Source organism: Marinomonas arctica, from assembly GCF_003259225.1.
Classification (GTDB): Bacteria; Pseudomonadota; Gammaproteobacteria; order Pseudomonadales; family Marinomonadaceae; genus Marinomonas; species Marinomonas arctica.
In genome coordinates this window covers 1-14,630 of sequence record NZ_QHJF01000014.1, presented here as the reverse complement: position 1 = coordinate 14,630, position 14,630 = coordinate 1, and the positions used below count along the sequence as shown (strand labels likewise).

The following is a 14,630-nucleotide window of genomic DNA, read 5'->3' as shown; positions in this document are numbered from 1 at the left end:
ATTTGATCACCTATTTTTTATTCTTGTTTTGGTGGCTTTTGCTTTAATAGAAGCTTGTGATGACCAACGAGTCATCGGCCCTGCTAATTGTTTAATCAAGATCCACCAGCCGCCTCGTTGGTGAACAATCGTTCCATAGAAACGCACACTCAAAACGGCAAGAAACACCAAATGTCCCGTCAGTTGAAACCATTGAGAGGAAATCAGCGTGGCACCCAAACTTTGAGAAATACCCAAGACAATACCGCCAACCAAGGTTCCCCACAGCGAGCCAATACCCCCGATAACCACCGCCTCAAATGCAAAAATTAACTGCATCGGGCCATCGTATGGCGTGACCTGAGCACGCATAGCTAATAGCGAGCCAGCAAGTCCAGTTAACACCATCGCAATAACAGCCACAGCACGATGCACTGCATGGGAGTTTATACCATTCAGTTCTGCCGCTTCAGGATCGCTTGCCGTTGCTCTAATAGAGCGTCCAAGTCGTGTAAAGCTCAGCATTAACTGCAGACCAGATAAAACAACAATCGCCATAGCAAAGGTCATCACAGGTAGCTTTCCAACGCTTAACTCATTGGTGATTTGCCAACTATCCCAAGATAAATCGCCAATGTAATTTGCCAAAGAGCGTGTGTCGGAACCAAACACACCGAACAAACCATTCTGTAATACCGCACCTAAACCAAAAGTTACCAGAAGCGGCAATAAAAAACCGGCGGCTTGTGTCCGTGTAAAAAGAAACTTCTGCAAGAGCCAACCAACTAACGCCATCACAGGTAAAGACAAGAGTACCGCCAGCCAAGGAGAAAGCCCTAACCAATCCACTCCAAATAACACCAAATAGGCGCCAAGAATCGCCAAGTCACCGTGAGCCAAATTAATAAACTTCGCTACGCCAAACATCAACGACAATCCAGCCGCCAACATGGCGTAATAACCGCCTAACAAAAGGCCTTGAATCAGAGAATCAAGCATTCAGCACCTCCGCTTCCAAGCCAAAATACGCCTTAGTAATGTCCACATGCGAAAGCTCATCCGACCGCCCAGATAACGCCACCTTACCTTCTAATAAACACAGCAAATGATCTGAAAAGCGAATCGCTCTATTCAGATCTTGCTCAACGATAATCATGGTGGTTTCCTTGCTTTTTTTCAGCTGCTCCAACGACTGATACAAGCCTTCCACCGCAATCGGAGATAAACCAAGCGACACTTCATCCAACAGCAACACCGACGGGTTACACATGAGCGCTCGACCAATTGCCACTGCTTGGCGCTGACCACCAGACAAACCACCCGAGACTTTATTAAGAATCGGCTCCAAAGCAGGCAAAGCGGCAACAACTTTGTCTAATACCCATGAACCAGATCGTCCATGTTCGCCAGCAATCTGTAAGTTTTCTCGCACCGTCATATCAACAAACAAACGACGACCTTCTGGCACCATCGCCAAACCTTTACGTACTCGTTGATGAGCTGGTAATTGAGATATATCCTCGTCATGGAGAAAAATCCCCCCCGAATCAATAGAATGAACCCCGCTTAAAGTACGGAACAAGGTGGTTTTACCGGCACCATTCGCCCCAACAACAGATAAGACCTCGCCTTGCTTAACAGAAAAAGACACACCTCTCACCGCTGTCAACAAGCCATGTTTCGCCACTAACTGACCGACAACCAAAGCACTCATAACACCTTCTCCAATTCCGAACCAAGGTAGGCTTTCATCACGTCTGGATTATTCATCACGTCACTGGGCGCGCCCTCAGCAATCACTCGGCCCTCACTCATGCACACCAAACGGTCAATGACTTTCAGCAGAGCGTGCAAAATATGTTCGATCCAAATAATCGTCAGACCGTCTGCTTTTAACTCGCTGATCAATGCGATCAATTGATGCAACTCGCCTTCCGTCAAACCACCACCAATTTCATCCAGCAACAACACCTTAGGCGCTGTTGCCAAAGCACGAGCCAACTCCAAACGTTTACGATCTAATAATCCCAGCGCAGACGTGGGGCGATTTGCCAAATGTGCAATATCCGCTTGCTGCAATGCATGCACTGCGTATTTTTCGGCGTCGTCACCAGACAGGCCGGCACCATTTTGTGCAGCCGTCAGCAAGTTCTCAAATACTGTCATGCCTAAAAATGGCCTCGGCACCTGGTGCGTTCGAGCAATTCCAGCATGGCAACGCTGAGCGGCATTAGTAGTTGTAATGTCTTCACCTTGATAAATCACCGAACCAGCAGAAGGTGCCGTTGCCCCAGCCAGCACACCAAACAACGTAGTTTTACCCGCGCCATTGGGTCCGACAATACCGACGGCTTCGCCTTTGTTGGCAGAAAAATCCACTCCATGCAGGACTTGAAAAGCACCGTAGTGCTTATCAATCCCGCTTCCGGTTATCACCGGCGTCGAAAGAATCGTCATCATTAACCCCCAATTTTGTAAGGAGTCATCTTGCCAGTAAGCTGTACAAACGGATGATCCGCATTCGACACAATAGGAAGATCAAATTCCCATGGCCCCGACTTAGACTTCACCCACTGCACGCCGACCAAACCCGTCGTCGCACAGTTCGGTACTGGGCCAGACGTAAAGTCCACCATACCGACGGCCGTTTCCGTATTTAATTGGGAAATCGCCATCGCCAATGCTACTTTGTCTTTCGGCGTTTTCGATGAGATAAGCGACTCTAACGCCGCATCAAACAAGGCCGCATTCGCGCCCACTTGCTGATTCCACTGCTTACCAGAGGCGCTTTCAAAACCCGCAGCAATTTCAGGACAAGACATCCCTGTGGATTTAGAAAAGAATGGAAAATCTTTGTGCCAATAAGCGCCAGCATGAAGGCCATAACCCAAGCGCCCTAACGATTCGAGCTCTGCAGGAAACAAACCCGCTTTGGCTAACTGAGCAATTTTCACCTGTTGTGCATAACCTTTCTGTGCAGCTTGACGCCAGAAAACAGGAAAATCAGGAGGGAAAGGAAAGGTATTAAAAATCTCGCATTGCTCTTTTTTAAACAAATTTATTTGTTGAGAGAAATCACTGGTGCCATTTTCATAAGGCCCCGCGTCAATAACCGTAAAACCGGCTTTTTCCAAGCTAGGCAACAGCAAACCGCGAATGGCATTGCCGTCGGCATCATTAGGCAACAACACACCGACACGCTTATTGGTTTCGACCTTGCTCCATTGATCGATATACAACTTGGCAAAATCGGCCACACCGAAACAGAAATGATACGTCCACTTAAATGGAGAAGGCTCACCCGGTTTCGCACCTCGACCAAAATAGAAGCTTTCCCACGGTGCCGTGGTCGACAAACAAGGCACACCAGCCGCCTCACAGGCATCGGCTATGGGATTCACTGTCTCGGGCGTAGAGGACGTCAACATCAAATCCACGTTATTGCCGTTAATCAGATCTTTCGCCACCTGACTGGCGCGGATCGAACTCGACTGCGTATCCCCAACCAAAATCTCAACCGCATACTGCTTACCATCAATATTTAAGCCATTGGCAAACTGCTTATTAACCTGCGTCAGCAAAAACTCATCTCCCTGCCCAAACACACCAAGCGGACCGGACCGAGGCACAACATAACCAATACGAATAATATTATCTGGATTGGCAAAAACGGACTGAACGCCCATCAAACCAAGAGAAACAATACTCCCCCCAGCAATGGTGCTTGCACCTTTAATAAAATGACGACGCGAGATAGATTGATTAATCAACTTATTATTTGACATACAATTGTTTCCTTTTATTTTTATTGTGTGAGCCAACAAATATGGTCAATACGTCATAGCAATGACTGTGCCGCAGAAAGGAAAAACATCGAAATATGTAAAAAATAAGAACTATGACGCTGATTTATAAGTCTTTCTATCTATTAAAAAACCTTAATTGAGTAATGACAAAACATATAACCAATTGATTATTTGATAAAAATGAAAAGAGAAAGCCGTAATGACTTGTTTATTTCATAAAGCAAAACAGCAACAAGATCACCATGGCAAGATAGGCACAACGTTTCCCTACCCCATATGTAAGTCACATCGCCACATCACACATTGTTAGGCACATCAACCTTGAACTGATGATCTAAATAGTTCGGTAGATCAAGATTGTCATTCCCCGCTTGCTTGTAGATGCGATTCGGTATTTGACAGCTCACTAGACCTAACTTTTTCATCACACGCCTGACAGCTATAGCGACTTAATGGCGTTTCTCTGTTAGCCGTCATATTTGAGAGATTTCGAGCACCAGCAGAGCCTTCGCTTTTTTCAAATAAGCCTTTCACTAAGGCTATTTCCGCTGTTCTTTCTAGCGCTAGCAGGTTGCTTAGAGCACTGTTTTCAATATCGGGAACGGTTCAGGGAGTCGCACATCAAGTGCTGAGGTCGGGGTCAAAGCTCTTTTCCATGAAGGCCTTATTTCTACTCAATATATAAAAACAAAGCGTCGCTTTCGCGGCACATTACACTGTGCTCATGACGCCCTTCGAGGCGGCGATAGAGGTTCACCAACAGAAGTTGGGCGATCAGGTGGCTCTTCCTTTTCTAAGCTCCTCAATGTGTCGCTTGGGGGATTGACCAAAGAGACGGGCGTATTCACGGCTGAAATGAGATGGACTTTCATAACCAACTTGATATGCGGCACTTGACGCATCAAGGTTATCATTAAGCATCAAACGTTGCGCTTCATTTAGGCGTAGCCATTTCTGATATTGCAAAGGACTCATCGCGGTATGCTCACGAAAGTGATGATACAAAGTGGTGCTACTCATCTGCACATAAGAAGCCAGCTCTTCAATATGAAAAGACTCGGAATAATGTGCTCTAAGCCAACCAATGGCTCTTGAAATTTTATGAGCCTGGCTGCCAGTCGAAGCAATTTGCCAAAGCCGACCAGCTAAATCACTCGTCAAAAGGCGAAAATGTATCTCTCTAATAAGGAGTGGTGATAACGTTTTAATGGCCGTTGGTTCATCAAGTAACGCCAATAAGCGAGTAAAAGGCTCTAATAAAGATGGCGTCACAGTACCTATGGCTGAACTACCGCTAATAGTATGTTCATAAGGTGGAGGCATGCCATTTTGAGCAATAATATCTGCCATGAGTTGCGTATCAAGCTTTAGCATTAACCCCAAGCAAGGTGTATCTGAACTGGCTTCAAGGACTTGCGATCGGGCTGGCAACTCAAGCGAGTTCAACAAAAAATGCTGAGTATCGTAAATGAAGTTTTGCTCGGCGACCAACAACTGTTTCGTGCCTTGAACAACAAAAAGAACACTTACTTCTGTCGTGCAGGAACAAGGCTCTGTGATCGATTCTCGACGAAAAAGTGATAGGTTTTCAATTAATGTAGCACAGTCCTCCTGCCCAACTGTTTTTTCGTCAATAGTGTTAGCCAAATCTCTTTGAATACTGCCAATATCTCTATTCATATGCTTACTTTTCATGGTGACCGAGGATTGAGTCGTCACGTAAGACGCCCGATATATACTCATTCAATCATAGGTTGAGCCATAACATAGGTCACGCGAAATTCTCCCCTTCAGGAGTATTAGGCAAGAATCGAGCAGAATCCTGCTAACCAAAAATCACCAGAGCTGTAAAACTGGATTCCAACAAATGCTTTCAGAAAGACGATGTTAAATCCCTCTTTATGAATCATAGCTCAACTGTTTTTTACCTAATGTTAACTTCTCTGGAGAACGACCATGGATAAACCGACCAAAACAACCAATATCACTACCCAACAAGATGTGCCTGACGAAGGTCGTCGTAATTTAATGAAATTAACGGGGGCAGGGATGGTTGCGCTAGGCGTTGCCTCGCTTACCAGTGGCAATGCTTTCGCACAATCATCTATAAAATTAAGCAACGAATGGGACAAAAAATTTGCTAAAAGTGACAAGGTTGACCACAAAAAAATAACGTTCAAAAACCGCTATGACATTACCCTTGCGGCTGATCTTTATCAGCCTAAAAATACATCTGGCAAGTTACCCGCCATTGTCGTTGGTGGCCCTTTTGGTGCGGTGAAAGAGCAATCTTCTGGCCTGTATGCACAAACCATGGCAGAGCGTGGCTTCGTGACGCTGGCGTTTGATCCATCTTATACAGGAGAAAGCGGCGGTACACCTCGTAACATCGCGTCTCCAGATATCAACACGGAAGATTTTAGTGCGGCAGTAGACTGTATTGGCCTGCAATCTAATGTAGATCGTGAGCGTATCGGAATGATTGGTATTTGCGGCTGGGGCGGTATGGCGTTGAACGCGGTTGCTGTCGATAAACGCGTCAAAGCGGTCGTCGCAAGCACCATGTATGATATGACTCGTGTCATGTCAAAAGGCTACAACGATAGCGTCACGTTAGAGCAACGTACACAAGGCCTACAACAGCTCAACCAGCAACGTTGGCAAGATGCCGGTAAAGAAGCGCCAGCTTATCAGCCACCTTACAACGTCTTAAAAGGTGGTGAACCACAATTTATGGTCGACTACCATGACTACTACATGACACCTCGTGGTTATCACCCACGCGCTGTCAACTCTGGTAACGCTTGGTCGCAGACAACACCACTATCCTTTATGAACATGCCGTTACTCACCTATATCGCTGAGATTTCACCTCGCCCGGTTTTGTTCATTCATGGCGAAAATGCACACTCGCTTTATATGGGAAAAACAGCCTATGAAAATGCCGCTGAGCCAAAAGAAATGATGGTGATTCCTGGGGCAAGCCATATTGATTTATATGACCGAATGGATGTCATTCCGTTTGACAAGCTTACAAGCTTCTTTAAGCAGCACCTAGCTTAATCTGTACTGACATTATTGAAGTCACATCTACGCCATGCGTGCTCTTTGAGCTCGCGTGGTGCTTTATTTGCAAAATCGAGGCGTAACAAAAAATCATGACGACCACCACATACGATACCGACGATAAAGCGTCAACCGACAACGCGGATAATACGGCACATTGGAGTGGCGTATTCGCAATGTCCCTGTGTGTGTTCACGCTCATCGCGTCTGAATTTATGCCCGTTAGCCTGCTAACGCCCATTGCCAACGACTTAAAAGTGACGGAAGGCATGGCAGGTCAAGGCATTGCCATTTCAGGTGCCTTCGCCGTACTCACCAGCCTATTGCTGCCGATGCTCATTGGCTCCATGGACCGCAAGAAACTCATGCTTGCCTTAACCGTCATGATGGGAATGTCAGGGGTCATTGTGGCCATAGCGCAAAACTACACAACCTACATGATCGGCCGTGCACTTATCGGTGTCGTAATAGGTGGTTTTTGGTCGATGTCAGCCGCGATGGCAATCCGCTTAGTTCCCACCAACAAGGTCCCAAAAGCTCTGGCTATTTTTAATGGTGGCAATGCACTAGCGACCGTCGTTGCGGCTCCTTTAGGCAGCTATCTTGGCTATATAATCGGCTGGCGAGGTGCTTTTTTTGCGCTCCTTCCCGTCGCTCTCGCCACCTTTATATGGCAATGGCTAGCATTACCTTCCATGAGAGTAAAAGCAAAGACTTTAGGTTCTCGCAATATTCTTAAGGCGCTCACAAACCGCTCTGTTGCCTATGGAATGGCGGGGTGCGGCACTTTCTTTATGGGCCAATTTGCTCTATTTACCTATCTGCGCCCTTTTCTTGAAACCGTCACACATACCACGGTATCGACATTGTCTCTTCTATTACTCGCCATTGGGTTGTCAGGCTTTATCGGAACATTAATCATCAGTGCCATACTAAAACGGACTTTATATGGCCTACTGGTTGGCATCCCGATTTTCATGGCAATCATTGCTGTGGCGTTGATTTCAGTAGGAAGCTACGTTTTGCCTGTCGCTTTACTACTAGCATTGTGGGGGTTAGTGGCAACCGCAGCCCCTGTCGCTTGGTGGACTTGGTTAGCGAAAGCAATGCCACATAACGCCGAAGCCGGTGGCGGTCTGATGGTGGCAGTGGTTCAATTATCCATTGCATTAGGCTCAACAATCGGAGGCATATTCTTCGACACAAACGGCTACCAAAGCACCTTTATTATCAGTGCCGCCGTACTATTAACCAGTGCAGTTTTGACTCTTCAAGCTTATCGCATACAAACGCAATAACAGTCCTCCGGCATAACTAACTAAGAGACCACACTTATGAATAAAAAAATAAAGATCGACAAAGGGAATCTACACAGCTTCGCGTGGATAGTGAGCAATCTACCCTTGCAGAACCTAAAACAATTTGCCCTATCATTCGTGTTTTTACTGACACTGAATCATGCCTATGCAACGCAACCGACAACAGAATCGAGCACAACGCAAACCACAGCCATCAAATCGGAGAAATCACGCATGTGGATCACCATTGGAGAACGTCGTTTCAGCGCGACGTTAGCGGCTACGGCAGCCGCAGAAGAATTCGCTTCAATGCTGCCATTAACCCTAAACATGGAAGATCTAAACCGTAACGAAAAACACACCGATTTACCCAAAAACCTGCCAACACATAAATATCAACCGAAAACCATCGAAAATGGAGACATTGTATTATGGGGTTCACGCACTCTAGTCGTCTTCTATAAAACCTTTGATACCTCCTATTCCTACACTCGCATTGGACGTATAGAAAATGCCACCGACTTACCACGAGCATTGGGGCATGGCAACGCGGTAATAACATTCTCAAAAGACTAACTCGAAATGGGCGGCCGAAAACTATTCCGTTAATTCCTTGATATGACGGGGTTCTAGAGATAGGTGGCTTGATAAAATGGTGGCTTAGTAAAATGCCTAAAAATCTACACTCTAACTTCCTCCATCTCGGGATGCATTTTTAAATACGTCGCCCAAGACGAATCAATCGCCTTCACTTCCTGTTCAATCCAGCGTTTAAACGTCATGACTTTTTGGTACTTAAAATGCGGCGCGGGCGCAACAAGATAAAAGTCATACTGAGACTTCATGTAAATAGGCAACGGGCAAATCAACTGCCCTTTCTCAATCAGCTCATACACCAAACCATAACGCATCATCGCCAAGCCTTGGCAAGACAGCAAGGCTTCCACCAACGACGTCGAATCCGCCACATGCAAATGCGACTTCATCGGCATATCATAAAGGTCTAAGAAACGCTGCAACACAGGCCACACATGTCGGACATCCGGCCCAGTATCGGTAATAATAGGAATATTGAGCAACTGCTCTTTGATTGGCTGATCCACATGAATCATCGACGGATGACACACCAACACCAAATACTCTTTGAACAACAATTGCGATGTCAGCCCAGCATACTGACCACGACCTAAACGAATGCACAAATCCAAATCACTGTCCGCAAAGGTCGATAAATCAATACTCGGACTTAAACGCAGATTTATCTCCGGCTCCTGCGCCTGAAAGCGCCCCAAACGCGACACCAACCAACGGCTCGAAAACGACGGCACCGAACTGATTACCAAGGTATTCGGCGTCGGATCTTCCATAATGCCTTTCACGCCTTCTTCCAACAAACCAAATGCCTTCTCAACGTAGTCAAACAAGTACTGCCCTTCCGACGTCAGCACCACTTGGCGAGTATGTCGCTCAAACAACTCAACACTCAGCGTCTGCTCCAAGGTCTTAATCTGCTGACTCACCGCCGCCTGCGTCACAAACAAAGACTCCGCCGCCTTCTTAAAACTCAACGTCTGCGCCGCATAACGAAACGCCTGCAAAGATTTCAGCGGCGGTAAAGCTCGATGAGAAGACATGAAACACACCTTTTATAAGTAAGAATTTCTTAACTATAAAACACTTTTTCTCGTTTGTCGCAGTGCAATGATTAGACGATTATTTGCACATAAAACAAACAAACTCATTAATAGAGAAAAGGATAGCACCATGAAAAACGGTACCTCAGAAGCATTAAACAATCTAGAAAACAGCCAGCTAAACGTAAGCCAATGCTGCAAAGCCACATTAGATAATCTGAAAGAAAAGCCATGGAAAGCGATCTTCAAAAAAATCGCGCATAACTGGCGCACTCGAAACCGACTCAGCCAACTAAACGAAGCGCAACTGAAAGACATCGGCCTCACCGCTGCGGACGTGGATCACGAAGTGAATAAAGCACTGTGGAAGTGAGTTCTTTGGTTGAGTGCAGGATAAGCAAGGGCGCTTTGGGGAGTGCCCTTTTTCGTTTTTACCCTCTCCGTAGTGGTTGATGGTTTTGGCTACGTAACGTTAAGCACAGCGACAGTTTGTAAGCTCTGCCTTGTTAGGTTTAAATAGATAGGCCATAATGTGTACAACACCAACAATATATACACATAGGTGCAACATGAGAACAAACATTGTTATAGACGATAAGCTTATGGCTGACGCACTACAAGCCACAGGTCTGCAGACTAAAAAAGAAGCGGTTGAAGAAGGTTTAAAAGCGCTCATAAAGCTACAAAAACAAACCAGTATTCGCAGTCTAAAAGGCAAACTTAACTGGGACGGTGATTTAGATGAAATGAGATCCACTAAATGATTATAGTCGATACTAGTGTTTGGATAGACTACTTCAAAGGTCTTGACACACCAGAAACACTAGCCCTAGATAGCGCTTTGGGCGATGAAGAAGTCGCCATAGGTGACCTTATACTACTAGAAATACTACAAGGCTTTAGAGCAGACAAAGATTATAAGATAGCGAAGAAGCACCTGACAGCGCTGCATCAGTTTAATATGCTTACTCCTGACCTAGCTGTCAAAGCGGCGGACAATTACCGCAAGCTAAGAAAACAAGGAATTACAATAAGAAAAACGGCAGACGTCATCATTGCCACCTTCTGCATTGAAAATCGACTCCCACTCTTGTACGCGGATAAAGACTTTATTCCTTTCACTCAATATTTAAAACTGCGCTCCGTGACAGAAAAAACATAGCACCTCGATAACTGGCGCGTGAGAAATCGACACAGCCGTTTAAACGAAACACAACGGAAAGACCTCGGCATAAGGATCAAGAAGCGCGAAACTGGTTTGGAAGTGATTTTTGAGGAATGAACAAGAGCGCATGGTGCGGGTGCCCTTGTTGCAGGGTTGCGGTTTCTTTAAACAGGGTTGACTTCTAACGCCCGCATTTTCGGCTGATTTGGAGCTGAGAAGCGGCGGAAAATCGGTCGCAGTGCAGCCGATTGTTAGCAATTTTTAGTCGAGCGTGATTTCTCCACCGCCGGCATTTAACGGAGGCACCTTTCCATGTTCTTTAAAATAAGCATCTATCGCAAGAGCCTCCTGCCAGTACAAAAAACCAGATTTTAGATGCGGCGCCAAATCTTGATACAGAGGAAAGAACGCAACCTTCATCTTTTCGATCTTCGCCTCAGGCCAACGCCAAGCTGCGGAATGCCCATCATACCTTCCGTCGTAATGAATTCCGGCAGATGACGCGAACTGAGACATTCGATTTTTGAAGTTATCCGTCATCCCTATATATTGAACGTTACCATCAGTAGGGGTTGGCTCCCCCAAAGAATCGCCCCAAGCAATGACATAGATTCCAGAGCAAAGCCGTACAGGTCCAAGCTCAGGATCTACCTTCTCTGAGCGCCCTCCTGCTCCTGGCCAGAAGCATTGATTTATGCGTTCCCATTCAAACCACTGACCCGCAAAAGATTTTAAAATGAAATCTTGCACTAGCACTCCCTAATATTTCTAACGCCGCATCATGCGCCGCCGTAGGCGGTCGCATGGATGGACTTGTTAAGTGGCGGTTACTCAATTGTCCTTTTCAGTCTTGCTACTCGATTAATCTGCGTAAGAACTGACACTTCTTTTTGTAACACATTAGAAGAATGTGCTTTATCACTAATATAGTTAGTGATTTCTTGAAAAAGAGGATATTTTCTTTGAGCCTTTGCTCCTAGCCATCCAGCAGCCTTTATTCCAGTGCTTATAAAAGGAATAAAGAGTCCAGCTCCATCCACACTTAAATCTACAACGCTCCGTGCAACAGCCTTACCTCTTAATGCTTTTTCTACTTGCTCATTATATGCTCTTATTCTTCCGTCTCTTTCTTCTACCGGCAAATTTGATAACTCAGTAAACAGCCTATTGAGGCATTTCCTAGACAGTGGGTTTTCAATTTCATCAAGATATTCTGAAATAGGGATGTAGTCATTTACATCAAAAACAGACAGCAACTCAACTGTAATATTCCTCGTAAGTTCAGGGTTGAACAAACCTTGCTCTTCAACCAAATACTGTATATTTGATAGTTTGTAGAAATTGAGGCTATTTGCCATCAGAATGGCAATTTTTTGATCTGAGAAACCACTACTCTCTTCAAAAAAAGGATAATAAGTTGCGTCAAGAGAATGAGAAATATGTATAGCTTCAGAACTTGTCAAAAATTCTAATTCGCATCTTTTCTTTGCTTCCTCTGTCATGTGACTTGTAATGGTTTGATTAACACCAAAAGATGGAATCGATTTTGTTGCTGTTGAATTTAATGCATCAAAGCTACTTCTCAATGCGCTTGTTGGCCATGTTAGTATTCTTTTCAAGAAATCAGGCTTTTGACCACATTCAACACTTAATTTAGACAATATGGAGTCAATACCTCTGATAAAGTCAATGTCGTTGAAAATGTAGTTCTTTTGAGTTTCTACTATGTCTATGGCACTCAAAGCAGCTAAAGCTCTTCTTGAAATGACGCTATCACTTTTAGTCTGGTAGCATTCTTTTAGAAAAGCATGATCCAACCTGAATTCAGGTTGAGTGTTTACAATTTTCAATCGTCCTTTCTCAATTAAATATAGAAGATCATCCTTTGTCAGTTTCTGTTTCATCAGAAAATCATTCATTTTTTCTGTTAAAGGCAGTATGCAAAAAACTTCATCATATAGCAGCAGGTGATTTCTCAAATTGACATTGCTAAATACACTAAAATCTAGCAGACACTTACTTGTTTTTTCATCAAAGAAAAAAAGATCTTTTTTTGAAAATCCTCCTGAATATATATTACTGACATTGTCAAACCACAACCTTTCATCTCTTTCTAGATATCCAGGATCAAAATTCTTGAGAGTCGATGACGCAACGACTTCAAAAATGTTCATAGGTTTAGCAGGTTCTTTTTTTTCTTGGCTAAATGACAACTTATAATCATATGGATAACTCGCTTCCATTAGATTTTCTCTTAGCTCATCAATGGAACCGCTATACATTTCATCATTAACGCTATAGTGTATTACTCTTTTCTCATGATCTGTGTCGATTTTTGATACCAATACATTTGGATGTAGGCATTCAATGTGATTTATTAATTGAAATCGGGTAAAAGGCAATCCTTCGTAATTTGCACCAAGAATAGAATCATCAATTGGATCAACCTTTTCAACAAAACTGCTAGGTCTCTTATTTACTAACTGGACTGGTGATGTAATGAACCTTATAGAAGTATCATACTCTTTTTCTAAGGCGTGAAAGTCATCAACCTCTTCATTTAAAAAAATTTGATATTCCAAGTCACTAATTTTGTATAGCTCTGTAACATAATACGGGTATTTTGCCCGGAAAATTAGATCAATCCTTTTACATGAACCCTTATAATTGAGCATTACTTCCTCATAAACTCGATGCTAATTGAGCCACTTAACAATTAATAGTTATACAGCAGCGTAGCTGCGGTTATAACCCACTGTTGAACGGCTGCGTTGTCTATATAGGGGATTGGCTTTTTTCATGGTAGGACTTCCCTATTATATAACTCGTTCAATACCAACATCCGTGTGGGCGGAACCTCTTCAGATCATCTTTGATCGCCGCTATGTTGGTTCTTTATTTATTCTTTTGTAGCGCGGTTTGATCCGCGAGGCAAGCAATTCCGTCAGGCCTTATGACCTGATCCGCTTTATACACAGATATCACCAAGTGCTAACGCTTGCTATTTTTCATCTGACCCTAATATACATAAATGAGGCAGTCGTGAATGCAGCCAGTCCAGTAAACCAATCAACCCAGCCAGGATACATTGTTTGCAGCATCGGCTTAAATACTAGGTCGGCCAGCCCGGCCGCCCCCACTATTCCAAACACCGCAGTCAGCAACCAGTCCATCCGCGACCGTCGTTTTTCAGCCCTGTAACGTCGCTCATCTAAGTACCATCTAGCCTGTTCTTTCCCTGATGCGATGAGTCCTGTTGTTCCGGCAACAGTCATCAAAAACTCAAGCGCATCCGTAATCTCGCCAGCTTGGCTTGATTTATGAATTACAGAATCTGCATTGGCCAACGTTTCGTACGCGTATACAAGTTGTTCATCGGATGGAGGCCCTTCTGCTATGGCACATGCTCGCGCAATGCGAATATTGTGATACTCGAAGTGTTCCGCCTTAGCCTGGTTCTCTAACAAATGAGCCCTTGCACACAGTAGGACACCCACACTAAAATATAACCTCATCATACAAAAACAACCCTTTTACAGGAAAGCTTGTTGTTTCAGATACTAGGTTAGAGGAAAGGGGTTCGACCCTTTGGGAAAATCCCATCGCCCCCTTGGAAGACATAAGGGGGGGAATAATGACGTTGTCGGGCTAAAGCCTTAAGGATCCCCACATTTATTTTTAG

General features: G+C 44.6%; 16 protein-coding genes. 6 read left to right on the top strand and 10 right to left on the bottom strand.

Features of this window, described 5'->3' with window-relative positions; all coding sequences use genetic code 11:
* Nucleotides 1–6 precede the first annotated feature (6 nt).
* From DK187_RS09970 to DK187_RS09950, 6 genes are all read right to left on the bottom strand, one after another.
* A complete protein-coding gene (locus DK187_RS09970) occupies nt 7–978 on the bottom strand; it encodes a branched-chain amino acid ABC transporter permease (RefSeq protein WP_111607211.1) in 972 nt (323 codons plus the stop codon).
* On the bottom strand, nt 971–1,693 hold the full coding sequence (locus DK187_RS09965) for an ABC transporter ATP-binding protein (protein ID WP_111607210.1): 723 nt from the start codon (nt 1,691–1,693) through the stop codon (nt 971–973). Before DK187_RS09965 ends, DK187_RS09970 begins: the two co-directional genes overlap by 8 nt.
* The gene (locus DK187_RS09960) at nt 1,690–2,439 is read right to left on the bottom strand and encodes an ABC transporter ATP-binding protein (RefSeq protein WP_111607209.1); all 750 of its coding nucleotides are present in this window, start codon (nt 2,437–2,439) and stop codon (nt 1,690–1,692) included. Before DK187_RS09960 ends, DK187_RS09965 begins: the two co-directional genes overlap by 4 nt.
* Nucleotides 2,439–3,764 carry an ABC transporter substrate-binding protein gene (locus DK187_RS09955; RefSeq protein WP_111607208.1) on the bottom strand — a complete coding sequence of 442 codons (1,326 nt, stop codon included), beginning with the start codon at nt 3,762–3,764 and terminating at the stop codon, nt 2,439–2,441. Before DK187_RS09955 ends, DK187_RS09960 begins: the two co-directional genes overlap by 1 nt.
* A gap of 317 nt (nt 3,765–4,081) precedes the next feature.
* Nucleotides 4,082–4,210 carry a hypothetical protein gene (locus DK187_RS21490; protein WP_261599290.1) on the bottom strand — a complete coding sequence of 43 codons (129 nt, stop codon included), beginning with the start codon at nt 4,208–4,210 and terminating at the stop codon, nt 4,082–4,084.
* Between the two features lie 349 nt (nt 4,211–4,559).
* Nucleotides 4,560–5,465 (bottom strand): AraC family transcriptional regulator, encoded by a 906-nt coding sequence (locus DK187_RS09950; RefSeq protein WP_111607207.1) that lies wholly within the window; start codon nt 5,463–5,465, stop codon nt 4,560–4,562.
* Between the two features lie 276 nt (nt 5,466–5,741).
* On the opposite strand from DK187_RS09950, the gene DK187_RS09945 reads away from it, so the two are divergent.
* From DK187_RS09945 to DK187_RS21230, 3 genes are all read left to right on the top strand, one after another.
* Nucleotides 5,742–6,848: an alpha/beta hydrolase gene (locus tag DK187_RS09945; protein ID WP_111607206.1), complete on the top strand. Its 1,107-nt coding sequence runs from the start codon at nt 5,742–5,744 to the stop codon at nt 6,846–6,848.
* A gap of 95 nt (nt 6,849–6,943) precedes the next feature.
* Nucleotides 6,944–8,149, top strand: a complete 1,206-nt coding sequence (locus DK187_RS09940; RefSeq protein ID WP_111607205.1) for an MFS transporter — start codon at nt 6,944–6,946, stop codon at nt 8,147–8,149.
* A gap of 36 nt (nt 8,150–8,185) precedes the next feature.
* Nucleotides 8,186–8,725, top strand: a complete 540-nt coding sequence (locus DK187_RS21230) for a cyclophilin-like fold protein (RefSeq protein ID WP_204355612.1) — start codon at nt 8,186–8,188, stop codon at nt 8,723–8,725.
* Nucleotides 8,726–8,829: 104 nt separating this feature from the next.
* Here the strand turns inward: DK187_RS21230 and DK187_RS09930 are convergent, their stop codons facing one another.
* On the bottom strand, nt 8,830–9,783 hold the full coding sequence (locus tag DK187_RS09930) for a LysR substrate-binding domain-containing protein (RefSeq protein ID WP_111607204.1): 954 nt from the start codon (nt 9,781–9,783) through the stop codon (nt 8,830–8,832).
* Nucleotides 9,784–9,913: 130 nt separating this feature from the next.
* Here DK187_RS09930 and DK187_RS09925 point away from each other — a divergent pair, with 130 nt between their 5' ends.
* The 3 genes from DK187_RS09925 to vapC all read left to right on the top strand — a co-directional run bounded on the left by DK187_RS09925 (nt 9,914) and on the right by vapC (nt 10,945).
* A complete protein-coding gene (locus DK187_RS09925; protein WP_111607203.1) occupies nt 9,914–10,156 on the top strand; it encodes a DUF1127 domain-containing protein in 243 nt (80 codons plus the stop codon).
* A 157-nt stretch (nt 10,157–10,313) separates the two neighbouring features.
* Nucleotides 10,314–10,547 (top strand): type II toxin-antitoxin system VapB family antitoxin, encoded by a 234-nt coding sequence (locus tag DK187_RS09920; protein ID WP_336275285.1) that lies wholly within the window; start codon nt 10,314–10,316, stop codon nt 10,545–10,547.
* The gene (vapC, locus tag DK187_RS09915; protein WP_111607201.1) at nt 10,544–10,945 is read left to right on the top strand and encodes a type II toxin-antitoxin system VapC family toxin; all 402 of its coding nucleotides are present in this window, start codon (nt 10,544–10,546) and stop codon (nt 10,943–10,945) included. The genes DK187_RS09920 and vapC overlap by 4 nt, the downstream gene beginning before the upstream one ends.
* 264 nt (nt 10,946–11,209) lie before the next feature.
* On the opposite strand, the gene DK187_RS09910 is transcribed toward vapC, so the two are convergent.
* From DK187_RS09910 to DK187_RS09900, 3 genes are all read right to left on the bottom strand, one after another.
* The gene (locus tag DK187_RS09910; protein WP_111607200.1) at nt 11,210–11,698 is read right to left on the bottom strand and encodes a hypothetical protein; all 489 of its coding nucleotides are present in this window, start codon (nt 11,696–11,698) and stop codon (nt 11,210–11,212) included.
* Nucleotides 11,699–11,775: 77 nt separating this feature from the next.
* Entirely contained in the window at nt 11,776–13,623 is a 1,848-nt protein-coding gene (locus tag DK187_RS09905) for a hypothetical protein (RefSeq protein WP_111607199.1), read from the bottom strand.
* Between the two features lie 333 nt (nt 13,624–13,956).
* Complete coding sequence (locus tag DK187_RS09900; RefSeq protein ID WP_162623489.1) at nt 13,957–14,415, bottom strand: hypothetical protein; 459 nt, start codon at nt 14,413–14,415, stop codon at nt 13,957–13,959.
* Nucleotides 14,416–14,630 lie beyond the last annotated feature (215 nt).